Annotated in this window: 21 protein-coding genes; 12 read left to right on the top strand and 9 right to left on the bottom strand. The window is 40.3% G+C overall.

Annotated elements, in window-relative coordinates; translation table 11 throughout:
- The first annotated feature begins 7 nt into the window (after positions 1 to 7).
- From lepB to INQ00_RS00175, 6 genes are all read left to right on the top strand, one after another.
- The gene (gene lepB / locus INQ00_RS00200) at positions 8 to 1,057 is read left to right on the top strand and encodes a signal peptidase I (protein WP_054419746.1); all 1,050 of its coding nucleotides are present in this window, start codon (positions 8 to 10) and stop codon (positions 1,055 to 1,057) included.
- A gap of 1 nt (position 1,058) precedes the next feature.
- Positions 1,059 to 1,742, top strand: coding sequence for a ribonuclease III (gene rnc / locus INQ00_RS00195; protein ID WP_049357777.1), 684 nt, complete (start codon positions 1,059 to 1,061; stop codon positions 1,740 to 1,742).
- Positions 1,739 to 2,653, top strand: coding sequence for a GTPase Era (era, locus tag INQ00_RS00190; protein ID WP_054419744.1), 915 nt, complete (start codon positions 1,739 to 1,741; stop codon positions 2,651 to 2,653). The genes rnc and era overlap by 4 nt, the downstream gene beginning before the upstream one ends.
- 77 nt (positions 2,654 to 2,730) lie before the next feature.
- Complete coding sequence (locus INQ00_RS00185; protein ID WP_178165393.1) at positions 2,731 to 3,336, top strand: CDP-alcohol phosphatidyltransferase family protein; 606 nt, start codon at positions 2,731 to 2,733, stop codon at positions 3,334 to 3,336.
- Between the two features lie 11 nt (positions 3,337 to 3,347).
- On the top strand, positions 3,348 to 3,980 hold the full coding sequence (locus INQ00_RS00180; protein ID WP_197546943.1) for a lysophospholipid acyltransferase family protein: 633 nt from the start codon (positions 3,348 to 3,350) through the stop codon (positions 3,978 to 3,980).
- A gap of 9 nt (positions 3,981 to 3,989) precedes the next feature.
- Positions 3,990 to 4,922, top strand: coding sequence for a phosphatidate cytidylyltransferase (locus INQ00_RS00175; protein WP_197547479.1), 933 nt, complete (start codon positions 3,990 to 3,992; stop codon positions 4,920 to 4,922).
- 50 nt (positions 4,923 to 4,972) lie between these two features.
- Here the strand turns inward: INQ00_RS00175 and INQ00_RS00170 are convergent, their stop codons facing one another.
- Entirely contained in the window at positions 4,973 to 6,187 is a 1,215-nt protein-coding gene (locus INQ00_RS00170; protein ID WP_054419737.1) for a pyridoxal phosphate-dependent aminotransferase, read from the bottom strand.
- Positions 6,188 to 6,341: 154 nt separating this feature from the next.
- Here INQ00_RS00170 and INQ00_RS00165 point away from each other — a divergent pair, with 154 nt between their 5' ends.
- From INQ00_RS00165 to menH, 4 genes are all read left to right on the top strand, one after another.
- Positions 6,342 to 7,622 carry an isochorismate synthase gene (locus tag INQ00_RS00165; protein WP_197546942.1) on the top strand — a complete coding sequence of 427 codons (1,281 nt, stop codon included), beginning with the start codon at positions 6,342 to 6,344 and terminating at the stop codon, positions 7,620 to 7,622.
- 5 nt (positions 7,623 to 7,627) lie between these two features.
- Positions 7,628 to 9,334 (top strand): 2-succinyl-5-enolpyruvyl-6-hydroxy-3-cyclohexene-1-carboxylic-acid synthase, encoded by a 1,707-nt coding sequence (gene menD / locus INQ00_RS00160; RefSeq protein ID WP_197546941.1) that lies wholly within the window; start codon positions 7,628 to 7,630, stop codon positions 9,332 to 9,334.
- Positions 9,335 to 9,388: 54 nt separating this feature from the next.
- Positions 9,389 to 9,886 (top strand): hypothetical protein, encoded by a 498-nt coding sequence (locus tag INQ00_RS00155; RefSeq protein ID WP_230845720.1) that lies wholly within the window; start codon positions 9,389 to 9,391, stop codon positions 9,884 to 9,886.
- 66 nt (positions 9,887 to 9,952) lie between these two features.
- On the top strand, positions 9,953 to 10,696 hold the full coding sequence (gene menH, locus INQ00_RS00150) for a 2-succinyl-6-hydroxy-2,4-cyclohexadiene-1-carboxylate synthase (RefSeq protein ID WP_197546940.1): 744 nt from the start codon (positions 9,953 to 9,955) through the stop codon (positions 10,694 to 10,696).
- 67 nt (positions 10,697 to 10,763) lie between these two features.
- Here the strand turns inward: menH and INQ00_RS00145 are convergent, their stop codons facing one another.
- The 8 genes from INQ00_RS00145 to nrfA form a co-directional block, all read right to left on the bottom strand.
- Entirely contained in the window at positions 10,764 to 11,966 is a 1,203-nt protein-coding gene (locus INQ00_RS00145; protein WP_197546939.1) for a BaiN/RdsA family NAD(P)/FAD-dependent oxidoreductase, read from the bottom strand.
- A 3-nt stretch (positions 11,967 to 11,969) separates the two neighbouring features.
- Complete coding sequence (nrfF, locus tag INQ00_RS00140; RefSeq protein WP_197546938.1) at positions 11,970 to 13,025, bottom strand: heme lyase NrfEFG subunit NrfF; 1,056 nt, start codon at positions 13,023 to 13,025, stop codon at positions 11,970 to 11,972.
- A gap of 1 nt (position 13,026) precedes the next feature.
- On the bottom strand, positions 13,027 to 13,557 hold the full coding sequence (locus tag INQ00_RS00135; protein WP_197546937.1) for a DsbE family thiol:disulfide interchange protein: 531 nt from the start codon (positions 13,555 to 13,557) through the stop codon (positions 13,027 to 13,029).
- Complete coding sequence (gene nrfE, locus INQ00_RS00130) at positions 13,550 to 15,454, bottom strand: heme lyase NrfEFG subunit NrfE (protein ID WP_197546936.1); 1,905 nt, start codon at positions 15,452 to 15,454, stop codon at positions 13,550 to 13,552. Before nrfE ends, INQ00_RS00135 begins: the two co-directional genes overlap by 8 nt.
- Positions 15,455 to 15,602: 148 nt before the next feature.
- A complete protein-coding gene (gene nrfD, locus INQ00_RS00125) occupies positions 15,603 to 16,568 on the bottom strand; it encodes a cytochrome c nitrite reductase subunit NrfD (protein ID WP_197546935.1) in 966 nt (321 codons plus the stop codon).
- The gene (gene nrfC / locus INQ00_RS00120; RefSeq protein WP_065243863.1) at positions 16,565 to 17,242 is read right to left on the bottom strand and encodes a cytochrome c nitrite reductase Fe-S protein; all 678 of its coding nucleotides are present in this window, start codon (positions 17,240 to 17,242) and stop codon (positions 16,565 to 16,567) included. The genes nrfD and nrfC overlap by 4 nt, the downstream gene beginning before the upstream one ends.
- The gene (nrfB, locus tag INQ00_RS00115) at positions 17,242 to 17,907 is read right to left on the bottom strand and encodes a cytochrome c nitrite reductase pentaheme subunit (protein ID WP_070776062.1); all 666 of its coding nucleotides are present in this window, start codon (positions 17,905 to 17,907) and stop codon (positions 17,242 to 17,244) included. The genes nrfC and nrfB overlap by 1 nt, the downstream gene beginning before the upstream one ends.
- 72 nt (positions 17,908 to 17,979) lie before the next feature.
- A complete protein-coding gene (gene nrfA / locus INQ00_RS00110; RefSeq protein ID WP_197546934.1) occupies positions 17,980 to 19,503 on the bottom strand; it encodes an ammonia-forming nitrite reductase cytochrome c552 subunit in 1,524 nt (507 codons plus the stop codon).
- A gap of 520 nt (positions 19,504 to 20,023) precedes the next feature.
- Between nrfA and INQ00_RS00105 the strand changes: the two genes are divergently transcribed.
- Positions 20,024 to 24,685 (top strand): YadA-like family protein, encoded by a 4,662-nt coding sequence (locus INQ00_RS00105; RefSeq protein ID WP_197546933.1) that lies wholly within the window; start codon positions 20,024 to 20,026, stop codon positions 24,683 to 24,685.
- Positions 24,686 to 24,798: 113 nt separating this feature from the next.
- The gene (locus tag INQ00_RS00100; RefSeq protein ID WP_197546932.1) at positions 24,799 to 25,518 is read left to right on the top strand and encodes a DUF554 domain-containing protein; all 720 of its coding nucleotides are present in this window, start codon (positions 24,799 to 24,801) and stop codon (positions 25,516 to 25,518) included.
- The last annotated feature ends 4 nt before the right edge of the window (positions 25,519 to 25,522 follow it).

Raw genomic sequence — 25,522 nt, 5'->3', positions numbered from 1 at the left:
TAGAGTAATGTCGAATGTATTTTTTATTCTGTTGTTAGCCGTGGGATTTGCTGGTTGGAAAGCGTTAGACCATTTCCAGCTGCCTAACACATTCAGTATTTTATTGCTGATTTTGACCGCACTTTCTGGCATTTTATGGTGCTATCACCGTTTCGCCGTGATGCCGAGACGTCGTCGTCAAATCGCACGAGCAGAACAACGTTCAGGCAAAGCGTTAACGGATGAAGAAAAAGCAAAAATTGAGCCAATTTCAGAAGGTTCGGAATTTATTTCTTCACTTTTCCCTGTGTTATCTGTAGTGTTTCTTGTACGTTCATTTATTTTTGAGCCGTTTCAAATTCCATCAGGATCAATGGAAGCAACATTGCGTGTAGGGGATTTCCTTGTTGTTAATAAATACACTTATGGTATCAAAGATCCGATTTTCCAAAATACGATTATTGAAGGTAATAAGCCAGAACGTGGTGATGTAATTGTGTTCAAAGCTCCAGAGCAAGCGTTACTTCATACAAGCTTAGGTGCAACGAGAGCAGCGTATGCTGAAAATCTTGCGTTAACATCCAAAGACAATATGTCAGGCGTAGATTATATTAAACGTATTGTGGGTAAAGGTGGCGATCGAATTATCCTTGATGTTGAAAAAAGTGCTTTAACCATTGTGCATGGTAAAGATGGCAAACCTTGTGAAATAGACTGCCAAGCTAAAGTATTTGAATATAAACAAGAACCAACTAATCCAGCATTTCCAACTCAAGTGGAATATCTGGAAATCGGCGATGTGACACATACGATTTTAGTTGAGCCAATGCGCCGTTATTCTGGTATTGAATTCTATCCACAAGAAGGTTTACCTGCTGCAGAATGGATTGTGCCTGAAGGGCAATATTTTGTGATGGGCGATAACCGTGATCATAGTGATGACAGTCGCTTTTGGGGATTTGTACCGGAAAAAAATATTGTGGGTAAAGCCACTTATATTTGGATGAGTTTAGAAAAAGAACCAAATGAGTGGCCAACAGGCTTCCGTTTCGACCGTTTCTTTACAAAAATTAATTAATATGAATCATTTAGATCGACTAGAACGAAAAATTGGTTATCAATTTTCCGATCTAAAACACTTAAAATTGGCACTGACACACCGCAGTGCCTCCACTCAACATAATGAACGCCTAGAATTTCTAGGCGATTCGATTCTCAATTATGTCATTGCAGACGCGCTTTATCATCAATTTCCTCGTTGTAATGAAGGTGAACTTAGCCGTATGCGCGCAACATTAGTGCGTGAGCCGACACTGGCAATGATTGCCCGAAATTTTGAGCTTGGGGATTATATGTCCTTAGGCTCTGGTGAGCTAAAAAGCGGGGGCTTTCGCCGAGAATCTATTTTAGCCGATTGTGTTGAAGCGGTAATTGGCGCAATGGCATTGGATTCAAGCTTTGATAAAGCGGCAGATATTGTTCGTAGTTGGTATAAAACCTTATTGGCTGAAATTAAGCCAGGCGATAACCAAAAAGATGCCAAAACGCGTTTACAAGAGTATTTACAAGGTAAGCATTTCGCCTTGCCAACTTATGAAGTGATTAAAATTGAAGGGGAAGCTCATTGCCAAACCTTCACCGTGGAATGTACGGTAAAAAACGTACCAAATATTGACCGCACTTTTATTGCAAAAGGTTCTAGCCGTCGTAAGGCAGAACAAGCGGCCGCAGAACAAATTTTAAAAATATTGGAAATAAAATGACCGAATTAAATCAAGAACAAGAGACCTATTGTGGTTTTATTGCTATTGTAGGCCGCCCAAATGTAGGGAAATCCACCCTGTTAAACAAAATTTTGGGGCAAAAAATCTCGATTACTTCCCGCAAGGCACAAACCACGCGTCACCGTATTGTGGGAATTAAAACCGAAGGCATCTACCAAGAAATTTATGTGGATACGCCGGGACTTCATATCGAAGAAAAACGAGCGATTAACCGTTTAATGAATCGTGCAGCCAGCTCAGCGATCGGGGATGTGGATCTTATTATTTTCGTCGTGGATGGCACACATTGGAATGCCGATGATGAAATGGTGTTAAACAAATTACGTAATGCCAAAGCGCCTGTTGTACTCGCTATCAACAAAGTTGATAACGTCAAGAATAAAGATGATTTGTTGCCATTTATTACTGATTTAGGCAGTAAGTTTGATTTCGCGCATATTGTGCCGATTTCTGCACAACGTGGTAATAACGTGCATCAATTAGAGAAAATTGTTCGTCAGTCCTTACGTAAAGGTGTTCATCACTTCCCTGAAGATTACGTGACCGATCGTTCACAACGTTTTATGGCGTCGGAAATTATCCGTGAAAAATTGATGCGCTTTACCGGTGAGGAATTACCTTATTCTGTGACCGTTGAAATTGAACAATTCAAAGTAAATGAGCGTGGTACTTACGAGATTAATGGTTTGATTTTAGTTGAGCGTGAAGGTCAAAAGAAAATGGTGATTGGTGCTCAAGGACAAAAAATTAAAACCATTGGTATGGAAGCGCGCGCTGACATGGAACGCTTATTTGATAATAAAGTCCACCTAGAACTTTGGGTCAAAGTGAAGTCTGGTTGGGCGGACGATGAACGGGCCTTAAGAAGTTTGGGGTATATGGACGAATAAAAACTTGAGTAATACTCTATACTATTCTATTATTAGCGAAATTTTTATGTTTACTAATAAAAACAAGGAGATGGTAGATGAGTATCTATGCCTTAAAACCCAAATTTCAGAATTTACTTCGGCCTTTAGTTAGGCAATTAGCAGCAAAAGGCGTGACAGCAAATCAAGTTACGCTAATTGCTTGCTTACTTTCAATTTTATTAGGTGTGGTTCTCGCACTATTCCCGACATTTTCCACTCTTTTCTTCCTTATTCCTATTTGGTTGTTTTTACGTATGGCGTTAAATGCTGTTGATGGCATGCTAGCGCGTGAGTTTAATCAAAAAAGTCGATTAGGGGGTTATCTTAATGAAATTACTGATGTCGTCTCTGATGCAGCACTTTACCTTCCTTTTGCTTTTGTCGCGCCTTTTGATGGTATTCAAATCTCAAGTATTATTTGGCTTGCGGCGTTGAGTGAGTTATGTGGCATTTTGGGACAAGTTCAAGGCAAAACACGTCGTTATGATGGTCCAATGGGTAAAAGCGATCGTGCGTTTGTGTTTGGTGTACTCGGTTTACTCTATGCGGTGAATGGTAGTTTGCATTCACTTTTCTGGTGGGTAGCGAATATCCTGATTATCTTGCTCATCGTGACTTGTATTAAGCGAGTAAAAAATGGATTAGCGGAAGTGGCAGAGTAATAGGAGTAAATATGATCGCGAGATTAATCGATTTTTTATTGTGTCGTTTTGCCTCTTTTATTACAGGTGTTCGACCTCAAGCAGCAATTTCTGAACAATCTTCAGAGGGGCATCGTGTCTATTTTGCCAATCATAACAGCCATGGTGATTTCATCTTACTTTGGATTTCATTACCTTATGAAGTGAGAAAACAAACTCGCCCTGTCGCAGGCAAAGATTATTGGACGAAAGGCGCAATTCGTCGTTTTCTAGCTAATAAAGTGTTTAATATGTTACTTATTGAGCGTAATAGCCAAGATCCACAAGCGGCAATACGACAAATGACGGAAGCATTGGAGAATGATTCGCTTATTCTTTTCCCTGAAGGAACCCGTAAAACGGATGATGATTTGCCTCTCCAACCCTTTAAAAGTGGCTTGTATTACCTAGCAAAAGAAAATCTTGATTGTGAATTTGTCCCAGTTTGGATTAGCAATATGAATAACGTTTTACCAAAAGGCTTTATTTTACCGATCCCGTTGTTATGTGATCTTTATGTCGGTGAACCATTAAAAATTGGGACAGATGAGACTAAAGGTGAATTTTTAACACGTGCGCAATCGGCATTATTAAGTTTAAACATCAGTGAAAAAGGCAAATCTTAGGAGTAAATGATGACAGAAATATGGCAACTCTTCGGTGGTTTATTTATCGCCTTAATTTTTGCTTCCACAGTGGGATATGTTTTAAAACGCAGAGCGGGCGTGGATACACCTAATAGTGTCATTGATAATCTGAATGCACGCATCAATGCTTGGTGGGTGATGATTGGGATTATCTTTATTGCGAGCTTATTGGGTTTTTATGGCGTGATTGTGCTCTTTTTGATTATTTCATTTATGGGATTGCGTGAGTTTCTTTCTCTATTGAATATTCGTCGAGGCGATCATCTTGCACTTGCAGCCTGTTTTTATGTGATCTTACCATTGCAATATTTTTTAGTCGCCATTGATTGGTTTAGTATGTTTACTATCTTCATTCCAGTATATGGCTTCTTATTTTTACCGATTCTTTCAGCATTACTGGGTGATCCTGCGAATTTCTTAGATCGTTCTACGAAAATTCAGTGGGCATTGATGATTAGTGTATTCTGTATTTCACATATTCCGGCTTTACTGACACTTGATATCTCAGGTTATGAAGGAAAAAATCTGTTATTAATGATTTTTTTAATCTTGGTGGTACAGTCTAGCGATGTGTTGCAATATGTTTGGGGTAAACTCTTCGGCAAACATAAAATTGCGCCAACCTTATCCCCATCCAAAACAGTAGAAGGCTTTGTTGGCGGTGTATTAAGTGCAAGTTTATTAGGTATGCTACTTCATTGGATGACACCATTTAATGCATGGCAGGCGTTTTTAATGAGCATGTTAATTTGCCTAATGGGATTCTTGGGTGGACTCGTGATGTCAGCAATGAAACGCAGTATGGGCGTGAAAGACTGGGGGAATATGATCAGCGGTCATGGCGGTATTTTAGATCGTATGGATTCGCTTTGTTTCTCTGCACCAATTTTCTTCCATGTTGTGCGCTATTTCTGGGCTTAGATATAAATCATGAAATAAAAAAAGAGCGGTTAATTAACCGCTCTTTTTTATTATTGCTGATAAGTTTCTAAGAATCGTGCTAGTTTGCCAATCGCTTCTTCTAATTGGCCTGCATAAGGGAGAGTCACCACACGGAAGTGATCAGGCGAGTGCCAGTTAAAGCCTTTACCATGTACCAAAAGCACTTTTTCTTTACGTAGTAAATCGAGTACAAATTTTTCATCACTATGAATGTTGAATTTTTTGATGTCGAGTTTCGGGAACATATACATTGCCCCCATTGGTTTTACGCAGCTAACACCAGGGATTTGAGTGAGTAATTCGTAGGCTTTATTACGTTGTTCAAGTAAACGACCGCCAGGTTGAATAAATTCATTGATGCTTTGATAGCCGCCTAATGCGGTTTGAATGGCGTGCTGCATTGGTACGTTTGCGCATAAACGCATAGATGCCAGCATATCTAAGCCTTCAATATAGCCTTTTGCGTGTTGTTTTGGACCATTTAAAATCATCCAACCTTGGCGGAAACCTGCAACACGATACGCTTTTGATAAACCATTGAATGTAATCGTTAATACATCTGGTGCAAGGGCAGCGATATGATGGTGGACAGCACCATCGTAGAGAATTTTGTCATAAATTTCATCCGCAAAAATAATCAGATTATTTTCACGTGCTACTTCGATAATTTCTTCGAGCAATGCTTTACTGTATACCGCACCAGTCGGGTTATTTGGGTTGATCACCACGATAGCTTTAGTTTTGGCATTGACTTTCGCGCGAATATCATCAATAGCAGGGAACCAGCCCGCTTCTTCATCACATAAATAATGTACCGCTTTCCCGCCAGAAAGCGTTACAGCCGCTGTCCATAACGGATAATCTGGCATTGGTACTAATACCTCATCACCATCATTAAGAAGGGCTTGCATTGACATGGTAATCAATTCAGACACACCATTCCCGATGTACACATCGTTTACCGTTGAATCATGAATGCCTTTGGATTGGTAGTATTGCACGATAGCTTTACGTGCGGAATACAAGCCTTTAGAGTCACAATAACCTTGTGCAGAAGGTAAGTTGCGGATGACATCAACTAAAATTTCATCTGGCGCTTCAAAGCCAAATGGGGCCGGGTTGCCGATATTTAATTTTAAGATTTTGTTGCCTTCTTCTTCTAAGCGTAAAGCTTCTTTGTGAACCGGTCCGCGAATATCGTAGCAAACGTGTTCTAATTTGTCTGATTTTGGAAATGAGCGCATTAATAACATCCTATGATAATTAGATTTTCATTCAAAAATTACGTCTAATTTACGCTTAAATTCTTATCTTGAAAAGATTTAATAAAAAAATTTTTTGAATGTATTAAAGTGCGGTAGAATATGGGCTAATTTTTTGTGTATTTTATTATTTTTCATGGGCCCTTTAGAACAAGCTAAATCTGCGCTAATTCGCCAATTTGACGCTTTGGCGACAACGGATCCGCAAGCATCTATTGTACATCTTCAAACGAAGGTGGAATCGGATGTTGATCTTTTGGCGTGGATGAAAGGGCAGTCAGTCTATCCGCAATTTTATTTGCGTTTTCGTGATGAAGCTAAAACCGTCGCTGCCGTGGGTAAAGTGCGGTCATTTTCAGATGTGAATTTGGCACAGCAATTTATTCAAGAGCATGATTTTCCTTTAGTGGGCGGTTTACAGTTCCAAGGTGAAAGTCAGTTTATTTTGCCGCAAGTTTTAATTGAACAGCAAAATGGTGAGACCGTAGTTTCAGTTTTTGTTGAAACAAATGAGCTTGATTCAGCAAAAGTGATGTTGAATTCATTTAAAAAAATGACCGCACTTTTACCGCTCAATCAATTAACCATCGAAAGTGTAGCGCCAAAAGCGAATCAAGACACGTGGTGTGATTGGGTCAATCAAGCGCTCACTCGAATTCGACAAGGGGAATTAACCAAGCTTGTCTTAGCAAATGAAACGGTGTTTCGCATTCATGGCGAATTAAACGGAAAAGATTTTCTTGCTGCAAGCCAAGCCAGAAATAGCGGTTGTTACCATTTTCTATGGGCAGATAACGCCCAAAACTGTTTTGTGGGTTCGACGCCAGAACGCTTATTTGCACGAGATAATCGTCTGTTATTTACAGAAGCCCTTGCGGGTACCGCACCTGTTAGCGATAATCCACTTGAAAATGATGAACGAGCAAATTGGCTGTTAAATGATGAAAAAAACCTCAATGAAAACTGGTTGGTGGTTGAGGATATTTCACAAAATATCAGTCACTTAGTGGAACAAATTACCGTTGATGATGTCGCATTAAAGCCATTACGAAAAGTGCAACATTTGATTCGAAAAATGCAGGCAAAATTGACCGCACTTTGTACGGATGCCGATTTGCTGAAAGCGATCCATCCAACGGCTGCAGTGTCAGGCTTACCGCAACAACAAGCGAAGAAAGCCTTGGCTGAAATTGAAACTTTTGATCGTCGTTGGTATGCCGGAACGTTAGGCTTGATGACCCAAAATCTCTCGGAATTTTGTGTCACCATTCGTTCGGCTTTTATTGGAGAAAATCAAGTGCGTGTATTTGCTGGAGCCGGTATTGTAGAAGGCTCACAACCTGTAGAAGAGTGGTTGGAAATTGAACGTAAAGCGGCAGGGCTCATTTCCCTGTTTGCAGAGAATAACGGAGAATAAGAAGAATGTCTGTAAGCGTATTTAATCGTTGTTGGTCAAAGGTGATCTTAGAAACCTTGGTTCGCCAAGGGGTCAGTCACTTTTGTATTGCGCCTGGTTCACGATCAACACCTTTAACGCTAGAAGCTGTGCGTTTACAAAATGCCTCTCGAGCAACGTGTCATAGTCATTTTGATGAACGTGGATTAGGCTTTTTTGCCTTGGGGATTGCGAAATCTACGCAAGCACCTGTTGCCGTGATTGTAACTTCAGGGACTGCTGCTGCAAATTTATATCCCGCGATTATTGAAGCTCGCCAAACAGGCGTGAATTTAATTATTCTTACCGCTGATCGTCCACCTGAATTATGGGAATGTGGTGCGAATCAAGCGATCGTGCAACAAAATATGTTTGCAGATTATCCAGTAGCAAGCGTAAATCTACCGAAACCTCAAGTAGATTATGCGGCGAAATGGTTAATTTCTACGTTAGAGCAAGCTTGCTATAAACAAAAACAACAACCAGGCGTGGTGCATATCAATGTGCCTTTTGCTGAGCCACTTTATAATGCGCAAGAACAAGAAATTGACAGCCATCCGTGGTTAATGCCAATTCAACGTTGGTTAAGCCAGCCTAAAAATTGGGTTGATCATCAACTTCTACAACAAGAAGTGCTTATGCACGAGAATTGGGATAGCTGGCGTACGAAACGTGGTGTGATTGTCGCAGGGCAATTAACCCCAGAACAAGCAATGGGTATTAATTCATGGGCAAATACCATGGGGTGGATTTTGCTGACGGATATTCAATCCGGTGTTGAACCGCTCATGCCTTATGCGGATATTTGGCTAGCAAACCAAACCGTGAAGCAAAAATTACTTCAAGCTGATATCGTGATTCAATTTGGTTCTCGTTTTATCAGTAAACGTATTAACCAATTCTTAGCGGAGTTCCAAGGCGAATTTTGGGTGGTGGAGCAAAGTCAAAATGCAGTTGATCCAAATCACCATACGCAAACTCGCTTTAACGCCAAAGCACATCATTGGTTGCGTGCACATCCGCCATTGCGTCAAAAAACTTGGTTACTCGAGCCACTTGCGCTTTCAAAATTCTGTGCAACCTTTATCGAACAACAAGTTGGTGGCAATCTTAATGAAGCCTCATTAGCACATCATATTGAGCGTGTTTTACCTTACAACGGTATTTTGTTCTTAGGAAATAGCCTTTTTGTGCGCTTGGTTGATGCATTAACGAAATTGCCAGAAGGTTATCCAATTTTCACCAACCGTGGTGCAAGCGGAATTGACGGTTTATTAGCAACCGCTGCGGGTATTGGTATTGGTTCGAATCAACCTGTAGTGGCGATGATTGGCGATACGTCCACGCTTTATGATTTGAACTCTTTAGCCTTATTTAAGAATGTGACTCAACCAACCATTATTTTTGTGATCAATAATAATGGTGGTGCGATCTTTGATATGTTGCCGGTTGATGAAGAGGTAAAAGAACAATTCTATCGCTTGCCACATAATGGTGATTTCTCACAAATTGCGAATATGTTTGGCTTGAAATACGCCTTACCTTACACCTGGGCGGATTTAAGTGCGGTATTAAAACAGGCTTACACGCGTCGCCGTGCAACCTTAATTGAAATCAAAACGAACCCTAGCGATGGCAGTGCAACTTACAAACGTTTGATTGATCAAATTAGTCATGCGGTGATAGGGGAGTAGTTAGCACCTTTATGCTAACTAAAATTCATTCATTTATAAATAAAGGAGATGAGTATGCTTAAGAAACATGCTTACAAAGCAATTTTTGCTGCATTAGTAACGAGCCTATTAACGGGTTGTATCGCTTATGAGGAAAGCACCAAAATCACCATGAACGATGTGCGTAATATGGATTATGGTAGCTATCCGAAAAATTACGAAAAAGCCATTCGCCAGCATTTAGCTCGTACTTTAATTGATCCTAATTCTTTAATGCTTGATGGCTTTAGTAAACCAAAAAAATTCTTACGAATTACAAGCAGACGCTATGATGCAGAAACAGAAACTTATAGCCCTGCAGCTTTCTTAAAATACTACATTGTTTGTGCCAGAGTGAATGCGAAAAATAGCTATGGTGGCTATACAGGCTGGCAAGAACACATTTTTTATTTCCGTGATGGAAAAATTGTGAATTCAAGTGAATATGGTTTGATCGATGGTTGCAGTGACCCAAATGATATCGTTATAAATAATGAAACCTTTTCAGATGTGGATATTATTGATAAGCCATAGGGTTAATGAATTTTACTATATGGTCTGGCCCAACCTGACCTAAATTTTATGTATTCCGTACAAATCATGACCAATCTTATCTTCCTTCACGGCTTACTTGGTACAAAATCGGACTGGCAAAAAGTCATCGAAAATCTACCGCACTTTCGTTGTCTCTCTCTCGATTTACCGTTTCATGGAGAGAATAAAGCTGTAGCGGTTGAAGATTTTGAGCAAACGGCTCAATTTCTTGAAAGCCAAATACAAAGTCTCATAAAAGATGAACCTTATATCCTTATAGGTTATTCACTTGGTGGGCGAATCGCACAATATTATGCACTACATGCTCAAGTGCAAAGAGGCAATTTACAAGCAGTGATTTTAGAAGGGGCGAATTTAGGTTTGCAGTCTGAGCAAGAAAAACAAAGCCGTTTAGTTAATGACAAAATGTGGGCTGAGCGTTTTTTCCATGAAAACCCTGAAACCGTGCTAGAAGATTGGTATCAACAGCCTGTGTTTTCTCATTTAAATGAACAGCAACGTAAGTCCTTAATTGAAAAGCGAAAAGCCAATTTCGGGGAAAATATTGGTAAGATGTTATTAGCAACTAGCCTTGCCAAACAGCCTGATTTTCGAGAGAAAGTGCGGTCAAGTTTGCTGCCATTTTTCTATTTTTGCGGTGAGCGAGATCAAAAGTTTCGTCAAATGGCAGAGGATAATCAACTTGATTTAACGCTTATCCCTTATGCTGGACATAATGCTCATTTAGAAAATTCGACATGTTTTGCGAAAAAAATTGAAGATATCATTTTAAAAATCGCTAATCCTTAAGTCCTAAACAACAAAAAAAGCTGATGCGTGAACATCGGCTTTTTGTCTTTTAAATGTAGAGAGGGACTTAACTTTCAGCAATTCCCATCGCACAAACGGCTGCAGAACTCCATGCCCATTGGAAGTTGTAGCCACCTAACCAGCCGACAACATCCAACACCTCACCGATAAAATAGAGACCTTTAATCTTTGTCGCCTCCATGGTTTTGGATGAAATCTCATGAGTATCAACGCCCCCCATTGTGACTTCAGCCGTTCGGTAGCCCTCAGTACCATTAGGAATAAATTGCCAGTTGTGGATTAAATTCTCTAACTTTTCTAACCGCACTTTACTCACGTTTGCGATCACTTCATCTTGAATCAAGCCTTGTTCTAACCAAAGTTCGACTAATTTTTTCGGCAATAAGCGACTTAATACGGTTTTAAGCTGCAATTTCGGCGAAGATTGACGCATCTCATCTAGGTGATGACGAATATCGTTATAAGGTAATAAATCTAAATGAATGCTCTCACCCGGTTGCCAATAATTGGATATTTGTAAAATAGCAGGGCCTGATAAACCACGATGGGTGAATAACATTTGATGAGTAAAGGTTTTGTGCTGATTCGTTGCAGCCACATCTAATGAAACGCCAGAGAGTGCCGAGTAGAATTTGTCACTTTCTCGCCATGTGAATGGCACAAGGCTTGCACGCGGAGGAATCACATTTAATCCAAACTGTTCTGCAATTTGATAGCCAAAAGGCGAGGCGCCCAAGCCAGGCATGGAGAGCCCACCTGTGGCGATAATTAAATTCTGGCATTGCCATTCAATCGCATTTACCTTTAATTTAAACCGTACTTTAGGGTTATTTTCAACCGCTTCAACATCACTCACTTCGCTGCGTAGTTGAATGTGAACACCGTATTTGTCACATTCCGTTCCGAGCATCTTCACAATATCTTCTGCACCGTTATCACAAAATAACTGACCTAATTCTTTTTCGTGGTAAGGAATGCCATACTCAGCGACTAAAGCAATAAAATCCCATTGTGTATAACGTTTTAAGGCGGATTTGACGAAGTGTTTGTTCTGGCTGATATAACGGCCAGACGTAATTTCCATATTGGTGAAATTACAGAATCCACCGCCAGACATTAAAATTTTTCGGCCAATTTTCTTACCATTATCAAAAATAGTGGCTTGTTTGCCCAGTTTGCCTAACTGGGCGGCACAAAATAAGCCGGCGGCACCGGCTCCAATAATGATATTTTCTGAATAGCGACTCATAATTTATTGTGATGCTTGCCCTTTTTCAAAATAGTCTATCATTTTGATTCGTTGGATGACAGTTCGGCGATCCACGGCAGCATTACCTGAATCTAATAATTGCTGCCAATAAGCTTTGGCTTTTTCAGCTTCATGATTTTTAAAGGCTTCAGTCGCCAATAATGTTATCACTGATATTTCATGTTTATCTTGTTTTAACGCCTCATCCATTATTTGCTGGATTTGTGGTGTGATATTTTGACCTGCTTGATAATAAAGTGCGGTTGCTTTTAAGCCTAAAATAGCCGGTGTTGTGCCTGAAATTTTTTCTGCATTGCTATAGGCGATGAGTGCATGATCAAATTCATCATTTTGCATATAGGCATCACCTAGCTGAGCCCAAAGCTCAGAGTTATTCACATCTTCTCGAATTTTATTTTGAATTTTGAGCACCATATCTTCTTTTTGATGCACCATTGATGTATCTGCTTTTTTGTTGGCAAGCTCAAGCATCTCTTTTTCACCTTGTTGAACACGCTCAAAACGATCAAGGGAGAAGTAATAACTTAAAGGAAGAATCAATAAGATTGCAAAGACCCAAATCGCGGATTTGGTTTCAAATTTGACCGCACTTTTTTCTTCTTTAGGGGCAGTATGAGGTTGATTTGCGAGTTGTTTTGGCTCGCTTTCTGATTTTTTAGTAGAAAATAAAATTAACGCAAAAGCACCAATTAATAACAAAATAGGCAATAGCCAGAGTAGTGCCGTATTCCATTGAAAAGGTGGCTTATAGTTCACGAAATTACCGAAACGAGCTGTCATCGTGTCGATAATTTGCTGATTCGTTTTTCCTTCATCCACCATTTTATAGACTTCAATACGTAAGTCATAAGCAATCGGCGAATTAGACTCAACTAAGTTTTGATTCTGACATTGTGGGCAACGTAAGGATTTTGCCAGTTCAACAGCACGAGTACGATCGGCTTGGTTTTTAAACGCATAGGTGTCGACCATTTCTGCGTGAGCAAAAAGGGTAAACGTCAGTAAAAGTGCGGTCAGAAATCGGGTTAATTTTTTCATTTTACTTTTTAGTTAATTCATCAAGTTTTGGTTTGATCTCAGTGAGCCATGTTTCTCGATCCATATAGCCTGAATGACGATAACGGATCATGCCGTGCTCATCGACAATATAGGTTTCTGGTGCGCCATCTACGCCTAATTGCATCGCAAATTCACCACGGCTATCGTCAATAGTGAGTATGAACGGATTGCCCATACGTTCGAGCATCGCAATACCGTTTTGAGGTTTGTCACGATAGTCGATTCCAACAATGGGCACTTCTTTTGAAATTTCCATCAAAAGAGGGTGTTCTTGTTGGCAATAGCCACACCAACTTCCCCACACGTTGAGTAGGAAAGGTTTCTTTGGAAAATCTCTCGGGCTGACAATTTGACTCGGTTCAAGCAAATTCGCTTGATAGAATTCCGGCACAGGCTTATCAATGAGCGCGGAGGCAATTTGTTTTGGGTCTTTGTGTAAGCCAATAAAAAGCAGTAAACAAATACTCAACAACAAAATCAGTGGTAAAAACAAAATAAACTTTTTATTCATCACGTTTTCTCTTCAAATTGATGGCTGAACATAATGCGCCAAGTGCCATTAAAATGCCTCCGAGCCATAACCAGCGAATAAGCGGCTTGTAATGTAAGCGGAATGTGAATTCACCTTTGCCTAAGTTATCGCCCATAACAATATATAAATCGCCCCAAAAGCCTGCATCTAAGCCTACTTCACTCATGGTCATGGTGCGAACATCATAATAGCGGCGTTCCGGTACAATTTCAGCGTAAGGTTTGCCTTGTTCTGACACGCTAAAGAAAGCGACTTCGGCGGTAAAGTTTGGCCCTATTTCATTGGAAAAACGATCGTAGTGGAATTCAAATTGACCTAATTGTTGGCTTTGTTGTGGCGCGAGTCGTACACCTAATTCACTGCCAAAGTAACTACTCATCACGGCGCCCATTGAGGCAATAGCTACGCCGCAGTGTGCGAGAATCATCCCGAAATAGGCAAGTCTTACTTTTACCCAGTTTTGCCATAAGGTGACGAATAATACCCAAATCGCGAGGGTGAGTAATACATAAGCGAAGAAATGGAAACGTAACGCACTGTCATTTTGTAGCGCATTCCAAATCATGCCATAAGCTATCACTGCTGCTGGAATGAGCAATAACAAGCGTTTGAAAAAGCGTTTTTTATCGGCTTGAAACCAGCCTAAGCAAAGCGTCGCCGCCATCGCGAAAAGCACTAAAGTGAGTAATGGCAAGAAAATGCTATTAAAGTAAGGCGCGCCTACGGAAATACTTCCCCAACTCATGGCTTGGAAAAGCATTGGATAGAAGGTGCCTAAGAAGGTACTGACGGTGGCAACGGTCAATACGATATTTAAGCCTAAAATTGCCCCTGTTTTAGAAATGAGCGGGAATTTGACCGCACTTTCATTGTTATTTGTGCGTAGGGCAAATAAGCTAAGTGAACCAACAGTTAGTAAGAAGAAAATGAGCAATAATACATAACCACGGGAGCTATCTAAAGCAAAAGCATGAACAGAGGTTAATGCACCTGAACGGACAATAAATGTGCCTAATACGCTGAATGCAAAAGCGAGTAGGGAGAAGAGTGTTGTCCAATAGCTGAAAGCACCTTGTTTTTCAGTCACCATTAAGCTGTGTAAAAGAGCAAGACCTAATAACCACGGCATAAGAGAGGCGTTTTCTACTGGGTCCCAGAACCACCAGCCGCCCCAGCCTAATTCATAATATGCCCACCAGGCACCGAGAACTATCCCTAAGGTTAAGAATAACCAAGAAACGAGCACCCAAGCTCGCATAGCACGTGCGATCGCTTGTGCAGAACGATTAAAGATTAAAGCTGAAATGGACATGGCAAAGTTAACGGCAAAGCCCACATAACCCACATATAACAGTGGCGGATGGAAAATTAAGCCAATATCTTGCAGCATTGGATTGAGATCTCGTCCTTCCGAAGGGGCAGGAAACGCACGTCCAAATGGATTGGAGTAGAACAAAATAAAAATAGCAAACCCAAGACAAATTAAGCCGAGTAAAGAAAGGGTTTGTGCAGAAAAAGTGCGGTCATTTTTGCGAGAGAAAAAGGCAAAAGCCACTAACCAAAGACTTAATGTGAAAAGCCAAAATAAAATTGAGCCTTCATGTCCGCCCCAGGTGGCGGCGACTTTGAAAAATGTCGGTAGTTGAGAATTGGAATGTGCTGCCACGTATTCCAATGTGAAGTCATCTGTCGCAAAAGAGTAAGCAAGAATACCGATGGAAACGCTCGTAAAAATACCGAAGCAATAACTTAATCCCCAAGCCGTGTTAGTGAGAGTGGGTTTATTTCGCCAAATACCAATTTGCGGCACGATGGAAAGTAAGAGCGCCGCGGTGGTGGCAAAGAGTAATGAGAGAAATCCGAATTCGGGGAGCATAGTATTCTTCAGTATTAATGGTTGTATTTGACAAAATAAGGTTAATTTTAAGCATGAAAAAACATACGTAAAATTAACCGCACTTTAGTCTTTTAAATAAACAAAAGGCGTATTGTATACGCCTTTTGATTAAATAAGAAGTTTATCCTTACGCAACGGTAAGTTGTCCTGCATACAAGATGAAGTAACGTAAGCAGAGAACCCCGATTAAGTCGAAGATTGACACAAGGATAATAAAGTTCTTGTTGTATTTTAAGTTGTCTTTTACGGCAAGGTTGGCAAGTAGTGGAATTAAGATACCAATTAAGAATACCCCAATCCAGAAGACTGCACCCCAGAAGCCAGATAATGCATTCTGTAAGGCAACCACTTTTTGGCCACCACCAAAATAAAGACCCACGAAGAAACAAACTAATAAACCAAGCTCAGTTACCATGATTGGCACTTCAAATTTATGAATGAAGTGTGATTCATGGCTATCACCTTTTAATTTACCTGCAATGAGGATAAATAAGAAGGTTGCAGCGATACCAGAAGAGGTACCTGAAGCCAAGAATAACGCTGGTAGAACAGGGTTATTTAACATTGGGTAACTAATCAATGCTGAAAGTAAGAAACCGGTATAAGCCCCTAGTACAGCAGCTAAGATGAAGAGAATGACTTCTACAGGACCAGTTAAACGTTCTAATACATTGATAATTTTACCGACGAAACCAAGTTTTGGCATAAAACGTTGAATGAACGCCATGATATCTTCTTTGAAGATAACCGCACACCAACATACCAAGAACAGCATATAAACTTGGAATAACATTACCCCCATAGACATTACAGAGTTAAATTGATAGTTAAACATCAATTTCCAGAATGTCCAAGGACGTGCCAAGTGGAAAATTAACAGGGTTAAACCGATTAATGTTGGCACAGAACCTAAAAAGGCGGCTGCTCTGATAATCCAGTTTTTGCTAGGATTTTCTAATTTGTGACTACGTTTATAAGCAATCGCTAATTGTACCGCACCGGAAGAAATACCAAGTAAGAACAAATAGATAGCGATTGTTGAATCCCACACCAAATTAGGTGTGTGAAACGGAACAGGATAATCTAATGTCATCTTCTTGGCTCCCCGTGTTGGAATGGAATATGGTAGAGATTTGGTTGAGTACCTAATTCCACTTTCGTGCGATAAACCGGTTTTTCTTTCACTTTGCGGGACACTTCGCTGCTTGGGTCATTCATATCACCAAAGGTTAATGCTTTGGTTGGACAAGCTTCTACACAAGCAGGTTGTTTGCCAGCTGCTAAGTTTGTATCGCGACAGAAGTTACATTTATCCGCAGTAAGATGCTCTGGATGAATGAAACGTACGCGATAAGGACAAACTGCGATACAGTATTGGCAACCCACGCAAAGATCTTTAGTTACATCAACGATACCTGTTTCAGGATCAATAAATGATGCACCGGTTGGACAAACAGCCACACAAGGGGCGTTTGTACAATGTTGGCAAGATTGACGGAAAAACTCGTATTCTTGATTTGGGAATTCGCCATAAGGTTCACTACGGAGAATTTCCAAACGTGAAACGCCTTTAGGAACGTGGTTAGTTTCACGACAAGCATCCATACAAGCGGTACAGCCGATACAAGCTGTTTCGTCGTGTACCATTGCATAGCGTTTCGGTTTATCCGCCTTTTCCTCTTTCGCTAAAGAGGTAACTGATGTCCCCGTCATAAGGATTAATGCCCCCATGCCGGAAACAAAGTTTCGGCGTGAACAAGCTGTCATTATTTATCCTTTTGTTCGGTTGATTGCGTTTGTGATTGTGCGTCTTTTGCCGCTTTGCGTTTTTGTTGTTCGCCGTGGCAATCTACACAAAGTTTCACACGATTTTTCGGTTGAATACCTTTCATCGCATCATCTTTCGGGTGTAATGTGTGGCAGCTTGCACAAGGCAATTTCATTGCGTGAACATCGTGCGCCCAAAGTTTTTCACGAAGTTTTGCTGGTTGGTGACAAGCAAAACAAACTTGGTTTTGTTCTTGTGCTGTGTACATTGGTTTTTTATCACCAAAGATATCGCCATCAAAACGCATCACATCTTTTGCACCACGACGGTGATCTTCCGAAATATTACCGTGACAGTTTACACAGTTAATCGGTTTACCTGTGTTAGGGCTTTTTTGATTTAAGTGTGCGCCATGGAATTTACCAAAGTGTAATTCACCACCAGATTGATCTAAAGTTTGGTTTTTATCAACTTGGTCAAATTTGTGACATTTTGCACAATATTGGTTTGGATCACGTTGGTTATCCATTTGTGGCTCGTAAGTAAGTTGAGAGGCAGGTGTTTTTGCCATCTCTTCCGCACTTGCAGCCATTGGCATTGCCGCAAGCATTGCAAGCAATGCAAGGGATTTTGCCGATTTGCTGATTAAAGAAGTTAAATTCATTCTGATTACCTCAAATATATGGTTAAAAATGACCGCACTTCGACACTTTAGTTACAAAGTGCGGTTCTTTTTTTATTGTTTTGTTGCGGTATCTTCAGCTAATTTGCCATTGGCTTTCGCTTCTTTTACCCATTGAGGTACAACAGTTTCTAAGAATTCTTTTTTCGCTTGACGTTCTTTCTCGATATCAATACCCATTACTTTCCATGCTTTATCAGCTGTAGAAATATCTGGTACTTCAACCGGAGTTTTTACGCCATGTTTAGTTAAGATTGCTGCAAGTTTAGCACGTGCATCCGCAGCTTTGTCTATGCCAGAACCTAATACGCGAAGCATTACATCAGGTGCGTGCATGTGGCCACCGTGGCTTGCTGCTGCGTAGTCCCAACGCCATTGAGCGTGACGGATATCCATTAAAGCAGGTTCCATTTCTTCTTTAGTTGCACCTGCATCCCATGCCGCTTTCGCTTCAAAGTGAGCACGAACAACTTGATCTTCTAAACGACCCATTACATCTTTCACTTCTTTTTTACGTGAAGCAACGATGTCTTTAAGTTTTTCTTTGCTTTGATCGTGACAGTTTGCACATGTGGTATCAAATGCATCGAATGGGTTTTGGATTTGGTGGTCGGTGTAAACTTTACCGTCTTTACCTTGTACTTTAGGCATGTGACAGTCGATACAAGTTACGCCGTTTTTACCGTGCATACCTAAAGACCAAATTTCAAAGTCAGGGTGTTGAGCTTTTAACATTGGTGCTTTAGAAAGAGAGTGAGTCCAGTCACTGAAACCGATATCATCGTAGTATTTTTCGATGTCATCAACAGTTTGACCGTTATCCCAAGGGAAGGTTACTTGTTTTAAATCACCTGCGAAGTAGTACTCAACGTGACAGTTAGCACAAACTTCAGCACGTTTTTCAGTGCGAGCAGCTGTGTTAAAGCTTAAGTTAGCTTGTTCTTTACCTTCAGCTTTTGCTTTTGCTTGAAGTGCATTATTTAAGTGATCTAATGCACGAAGAACGTGTGGACGAGCAATACGTAATGCTGGTTTGCCTTCGGCAAAGTCTTTTGATGTAGTATCGTGACAGTCTGCACAACCGATTGAGTTGACCACTTCAGGTCCACCTTTAGCCCATTTTGCACCAAAGTAACCATCTTCACCCCATTCTGCAATTAAACGAGGAACGTCTGGACCTTTACAAGTCCAACATGCCATTGGTTGAGGGCCATCATTTGCATTTTTGGGCGCACCAGTACGTAAAATATTACGTACATCTTCTACTGCATAAACGTGACCACGAGGTGCGTTATATTCTTTTGCGAAAGAATAGCCCCCCCATAACACGATTAAACGAGGATCTTGTTCATTAGCATAGATGATTTTGTCGCCTTTTTCAGTCGCTTTCCACGAATTGAATTGGCTAGGATATTTCTCAGCAAATTTTTCATTCACTGCTTCGATTTTTAAATTAGGGTTTGGTGCTTCCACAGGTTGTTCAACAGGCTTGTACACCATTTCAGCCATCGCTGAGTTATACACACCTAAAGCTGCGAAAGAAGTGGCCAAAACAAGGCTTTTTCTCAATGCGTTCACGATAATCACTCCATTAGGAAAGAATAAAAAAACAATTTTAAATGCAAACAATTCCTATTAAGCTTTTGAATTCACTCATAAAAATAGTTCAGTGCAAGCATAAGATACCAAAAAGTAGTAGTTTTTCTAAGGTTATCTTCCAAAAGTTTGAGGTTGATCAAACTTTAAAATCAAAATACTTCTAAAGAGGTATAAGGGGGTTAGGGAAGTGGTAGGTGAGTTGCATATTAAGAGAAAAAAGTGCGGTCAACTTTTACATTGTTTTTGACTTATATAAAGACGATTCCATGCTCATTATTACTGACTTTGACCTAATTTTAATGAGCATTCTTTTTACGCAAACGATACCTTGCATAGAAAATGTAAATTTCTTGTGAAAAATGGTATAAAAAGCGATCATTTTCTTGATCTTATAGATGAGTCAGCTATACTCCCAGAACCTTATTTTTACCCATCTTGTTCTATTGTTTGTTGGGATGTGATGAATACCTAAATCTATTTAACTTGGGAGAACTTTTTTATGAACAAAGTATTTAAGATTATTTGGAACAAAACGACACAATCTTTCGTCGTGACATCAGAATTAGCGAAAGGAGCCGTAAAAGCTTCTTCAAACTCCGAACAACGTGTAACAAGCGAAACACGTTTATCTTCTCTTTTTAAACTTTCTGCATTTGCACTTTCTTTATCTGCAGTGATGATGCCGGCGCAAGCGCAAGTGATTGTGGGGGATGGAAGCAATGCGCCTACAAATGTACATCCTTTTAGTATTGCGGTTGGGAACAGTGCCACATCAGCAAGCGGTGGAAGTACTACCGCTATTGGTTATGGCGTAAATGGTCGTTATGACAATAGTGTGCTGATTGGTGATGGCACAGGAAATTATGGTGGAACAGCGGGTAGTCGTAATATTCTCATCGGTCAAAATGCTCAAGTTGGCGATAGCACTTCTGTTGTACGAGTAAACCAGTCTATTGCTATTGGAGCTGGCATTAGAGCTGATAAAGCGGAGATATATGGTGGTTCTATTACTGAAGGCGCATGGGCTCGAGGCGATCAATCAATTGCGATTGGCGGTAATGTTGTTTCTTATGGTAATGCATCGGTTGCGATTGGTGGGGATGATACTGATAAAGCAGCGGCTACACAAACGACTTATATCAATACTAATGGCCAAGATAAAACGGGAACGGTTCAACAAGCATTTAAAGATTTAACTGGAGGGGATCTTCAAAGTCCCCGTTGGATGAATACGATTGCTGGTGAGGCTGCTGTATCATTAGGAACAAAAACAAAATCTGGGGATCTTTCATTAGCATTAGGTTCATTGGCTGCAGCTCAAAAAACGAATGCTGTCGCTGTTGGTACTGGGGCTAATGCATCGTTTGCAAACTCTGTTGCGATTGGTGGTGGTTCTGCGACGGATAAAGCAGGGGTTGCCTATACTACTCGTACTATTTTAGGGACAACCTATACTTGGGCTGGTGGTGCAAATACTATCGCAGGGGACGTTGTTTCCATTGGTAAAAAAGGTTATGAACGTCAACTCATCAACTTATCACCAGGTGATATTTCCGCAAATTCAACTGATGCAATTAACGGTTCTCAGCTTTATGCTGCGATGGCAGAAATTGAAAAAATTCATTATTTCTCGGTTAAATCAAATGTAACAGGTAACCAGAATAATACTGGTGCATCTGGAGTTAATGCGATTGCTATTGGTCCAAATGCGAGCACTATTACAGAAGCCTCGATTACTATGGGCTTAAATGCCAATGCATCTGATAGAGGTAAAAATGCAGTTGCGATTGGTGCAGATGCTAAAACAACAGCAGAAAATGGTGTTTCATTAGGCCACAAAGCTAATAGTGAGTATTCAAACTCTACGGCAATTGGTTATTCAAGCCATGCAAATGGTGGTAATGCTACGGCTGTTGGTACTAATGCCAAAGCCGTTACTAACTCGACAGCACTAGGTTCTAATACAGATGCTAAAGAGTTAGGCGTAGCCATTGGCCATACTGCCTCTTCTGCTTATGCAGGCGTTGCTACGGGGGCAAATGCAAATGTTAGTGGCATTTATGGTATCGCAATAGGTAATAATGCTAATGCTTCAGAACAAGCATCTATTGCTATCGGTAAGGGCGCAGCTGGCTCGGCAGCTGATGGTGTAGCGATTGGTTCATCAGCTAATGCAACGGTGCAAAATTCAGTTGCACTAGGTAAATATAGTGTTGCAGGTGGCAATGTTTTCGGTGGAACCGCCCATGAAGCAGCCTTCAAAAATGATACTGGCGTGAGTGAAAATAAACAGTTTAAAGCAGGTCTAGCTAATAATTCGCTTGGTGCTGTTTCAGTTGGTAAAGAAGGTTTTGAACGTCAAATTCAAAATGTTGGTGCAGGTCGTGTTACTGCTAATTCAACTGATGCAATTAATGGTTCACAGCTTTATACCGTATTAACTTATAGTGGCTTTAACGTACAACAAAATGGTACTTCTAAATCACGTATCAATAACAATGGTTTTGTGAACTTTAAAGATGGTAATTTAACCACTGTAAATGTAACTGATGCGGATAATGGCACAATTGTGAAATTTGATGTCAACACAACAACTATCACTACTGATGCAGAAGGCAATGCAACTGCAGCGAATCCAAGCAATCTAGCAACTGCAGGCGACGTGACTAGCGCAATTAATAAAGTACGTAACATGCCATTAACCTTTGCTGGTGATGCAGGAAAGGATGTAGAGCGTAAATTAGGTGAAAAAGTTAACTTAGTTGGTGGTGTAACTGATGAGACTAAACTTTCTGATGGTAACATTGGCGTGGTGGCAGATGGTACTGATAAGTTAGAAATCAAATTAGCTAAGGATATCAAAGTTGATAGCGTAAAAGCTGGTGATACAACCATTAATACTGATGGTTTAAAAATTGTCGGTGGTCCAAGTGTCACTAAATCAGGTATTGATGCAGCAGGTAATAAAATTAGCAATGTTGCAGCGGGTACCGATGACAAAGATGCTGTGAATTTTTCACAATTAAAAGATGTGGAAAAAGTAGCTAATAAAGGCTGGAATTTAACTGCTAATGGAGAAAATAGTAGTAATGTAGCACCTGGTGAAACGGTTGATTTGAATAACACCGATGGCAATATTAAAATTACCAAAAATGCAGCAGATGATAATGTGACGTTTAATTTAAATGAAACGATTAATGTTACTAATGTTAATGCTGCAGGTAATGTAACAGTTGGTGATACTGTTTTAAATACAGATGGCTTGAATATTAAAGATGGTCCAAGTGTAACAAAATCTGGTATTGATGCTGCTGGCAAGAAAATTAGCAACGTAGCAGCAGGTGATGTAAATGAAACATCACAAGATGCAGTAAACGGTAGCCAACTTTATCAAACAATTAATAACCTCACCACAAAAGGCTTTGGATTAACTGCTCAAGATGGTAATTCTGTGAAGAAACCATTAGGTGAAACGGTTGAGGTTGTTGGCGCAGATAAAAATATCAGCACCAAGGTTGAAGAAGGTAAAGTTAAGATTGCTTTATCGAAAGATATCAAGGTTGATAGTGTCACTGCGGGCGATACCAAAATTGATAAAGATGGTTTGAAAGCAGGTGATGTTACCGTGACTAACGCACCAATTAAAGTAGATGGTAACGTAGTAAATAACGTTAATGAGGCGATTAATCAAACTGCGAAACAAGCATTTAGTCCACTTACTTTTGCTGGTGATACTGGAAACAATGTAGAGCGTAAATTAGGTGAAACAGTTAACCTAGTTGGTGGTGAAACGGACACGACTAAACTTTCCGATGGTAACATTGGTGTGGTAGCAGATGGCACTGATAAGTTAGAAATTAAATTAGCTAAGGATATCAAAGTTGATAGCGTAAAAGCTGGCGATACAACCATTAATACTGATGGATTAACTATTGCTGGTGGGCCAAGTATAACCAAATCAGGTATTGACGCTGCAGGTAAGAAAATTAGCAATGTTGGAGATGGCGATGTATCTAAAGATAGCAAAGATGCAATAAACGGTAGCCAACTTTATAATGCTGTAGCGACCACTGATTTAAAACCTAATACAACAGGAAAAATTGATACACCTGTAGATGGCTCTAAATTGGTGAATGCAACCACTGTTGCAAATGCAATCAATAATTCTGGTTGGAATGTCACTGTGAATAAAGACGGTGGTGAAGCTGAAGGTGAAACTGTTCAAAAGGTAAGCCCAGGTAATACCGTGACTTATATCGCAGGACAAAATATCAAAATTAAGCAAGATGGCATGAATTTCACTATTTCTACTACCAAAGATTTAAAAGCCGGAACTGTAAATGCCACAACAGTTAATACTACTACAATCAATCTTGGTGAAGGTGATAATTCAACGCCAATTACAGTGGTAAGTGGTAAAGATGCAGCACCAAACTTGGATGGTAAAACACCAAATCGTATGAACTTTGGTGGTGAAACTATCGCAACATTAAGCGATGGCTTAAAATTTGGTGCAAATGTAGGTGATGTTTACGGTGCGAAATTAAATAGCCAAATCAATGTGAAAGGTGCAGATAGCAACACAAACTGGAGTGAGTTTGATGGTGGCGATAATGTGATGACCAACATTGATAAGAGCGGTAATGTTCGTGTAGGTATCAAGAAAAACCTTAAAGTGGAAAGCGTAACTGCAAACAAATTCACTGCGGGTGATACTGTGATTGATGGCAATGGCGTAACCATTAAAAATGGTCCAAGCATGACTAAAAATGGTATTGATGCAGGTAATAAACAAATTACCAATGTTGCACCAGGGCGCATTGCAGCAGACAGTACTGATGCGGTAAACGGCAGCCAATTACACGAAGTAAAAGCTGACATGAATAACAAGATCAATAAGTTAAATGGTCAAGTGAACAAGTTAGGTAAGCGTGTAAATGCAGGTACAGCAAGCGCGTTAGCGGCGTCTCAATTACCACAAGCTTACATTCCAGGTAAGAGCATGGTATCTGTGGCAGCGGGTAATTACCAAGGTCAAAATGCAGTGGCATTAGGTATGTCACGTATTTCAGATAACGGTAAAATCATTATTCGTTTAGCAGGTACTAGCGATACACAAGGTAAAGTGGGTGTAGCAGTTGGTGCAGGTTACCACTGGTAATTTATTGTTAATAAATAAAAGGCATGGGAAACCATGCCTTTTTTATTGCCAAAAGTGCGGTCGATTTTCATCTTGTTTTTCGTATAATAGGGTAAGTCAACTTGGAGAAGAATATGATTATCGGACCTTATATCAACGCACTGGCGATTATTAGTGGCGCAGTTATCGGTGCGGCGCTCGGTGGACGCATTCCAGAGCGTTTACGCACTAATCTAACCTTAATCTTTGGCTTGTGTTCCATGGGCATGGGTATTGTGATGGTGGCGAAAACCACCAATATGCCAGCAATGATTTTATCGGTGTTATTAGGGACGATAATTGGCGAGTTGCTTTTATTGGAACAGGGGATCAATAAACTGGCATCATCAGCCAAAGGTATTGTTGAAAAGATGTTTCCTGATAAGCCAAGTAGCATGCATAGCCAAGAAGAGTTCTTATCTAAATTTGTTGCGATTGTAGTTTTATTTTCATTTAGTGGAACGGGGATTTTCGGGGCGATGAATGAGGGGATGAGTGGTAATTTTGATATCCTCATTGTGAAATCCTTTTTAGATTTTTTCACCGCGATGATCTTTGCCACATCGCTTGGCATTTCTGTGGCAAGTATTTTTATGCCACAAACATTGGTTCAAGTGATTTTAGCTTATTCTGCGGTGTTTATTATTCCTTTTGTAACACCTGAAATGCGAGGTGATTTTGCTGCGGTAGGCGGTATGCTAATGATTGCGGCGGGCTTTCGCATTTGTAATATCCAAATGTTCCATGTGGCGAATATGTTGCCGGCTCTTTTTCTCGCCATGCCAATTTCTCATTTCTGGAGTACCTTTTTCTAAAAAA

Origin of the sequence: Haemophilus parainfluenzae (assembly GCF_014931275.1) — a bacterium.
GTDB lineage: Bacteria > Pseudomonadota > Gammaproteobacteria > Enterobacterales > Pasteurellaceae > Haemophilus_D.
Note: the sequence above shows the minus strand (reverse complement) of the source record. Positions and strands in the feature narration are given on the sequence as shown.

Coding starts and splice junctions, on each gene's coding strand:
- nrfC (WP_065243863.1), bottom strand. CDS start 17,242: ATGACAGCTTGTTCACGCCGAAACTTTGTTTCCGGCATGGGGGCATTA.
- nrfF (WP_197546938.1), bottom strand. CDS start 13,025: ATGAAAAAATTAACCCGATTTCTGACCGCACTTTTACTGACGTTTACC.
- menH (WP_197546940.1), top strand. CDS start 9,953: ATGACCAATCTTATCTTCCTTCACGGCTTACTTGGTACAAAATCGGAC.
- INQ00_RS00135 (WP_197546937.1), bottom strand. CDS start 13,557: ATGAATAAAAAGTTTATTTTGTTTTTACCACTGATTTTGTTGTTGAGT.
- INQ00_RS00170 (WP_054419737.1), bottom strand. CDS start 6,187: ATGCGCTCATTTCCAAAATCAGACAAATTAGAACACGTTTGCTACGAT.
- nrfE (WP_197546936.1), bottom strand. CDS start 15,454: ATGCTCCCCGAATTCGGATTTCTCTCATTACTCTTTGCCACCACCGCG.
- INQ00_RS00180 (WP_197546943.1), top strand. CDS start 3,348: ATGATCGCGAGATTAATCGATTTTTTATTGTGTCGTTTTGCCTCTTTT.
- menD (WP_197546941.1), top strand. CDS start 7,628: ATGTCTGTAAGCGTATTTAATCGTTGTTGGTCAAAGGTGATCTTAGAA.
- INQ00_RS00155 (WP_230845720.1), top strand. CDS start 9,389: ATGCTTAAGAAACATGCTTACAAAGCAATTTTTGCTGCATTAGTAACG.
- era (WP_054419744.1), top strand. CDS start 1,739: ATGACCGAATTAAATCAAGAACAAGAGACCTATTGTGGTTTTATTGCT.
- INQ00_RS00165 (WP_197546942.1), top strand. CDS start 6,342: ATGGGCCCTTTAGAACAAGCTAAATCTGCGCTAATTCGCCAATTTGAC.
- nrfD (WP_197546935.1), bottom strand. CDS start 16,568: ATGACATTAGATTATCCTGTTCCGTTTCACACACCTAATTTGGTGTGG.
- nrfB (WP_070776062.1), bottom strand. CDS start 17,907: ATGAATTTAACTTCTTTAATCAGCAAATCGGCAAAATCCCTTGCATTG.
- rnc (WP_049357777.1), top strand. CDS start 1,059: ATGAATCATTTAGATCGACTAGAACGAAAAATTGGTTATCAATTTTCC.
- INQ00_RS00185 (WP_178165393.1), top strand. CDS start 2,731: ATGAGTATCTATGCCTTAAAACCCAAATTTCAGAATTTACTTCGGCCT.
- INQ00_RS00145 (WP_197546939.1), bottom strand. CDS start 11,966: ATGAGTCGCTATTCAGAAAATATCATTATTGGAGCCGGTGCCGCCGGC.
- INQ00_RS00105 (WP_197546933.1), top strand. CDS start 20,024: ATGAACAAAGTATTTAAGATTATTTGGAACAAAACGACACAATCTTTC.
- INQ00_RS00100 (WP_197546932.1), top strand. CDS start 24,799: ATGATTATCGGACCTTATATCAACGCACTGGCGATTATTAGTGGCGCA.
- lepB (WP_054419746.1), top strand. CDS start 8: ATGTCGAATGTATTTTTTATTCTGTTGTTAGCCGTGGGATTTGCTGGT.
- INQ00_RS00175 (WP_197547479.1), top strand. CDS start 3,990: ATGACAGAAATATGGCAACTCTTCGGTGGTTTATTTATCGCCTTAATT.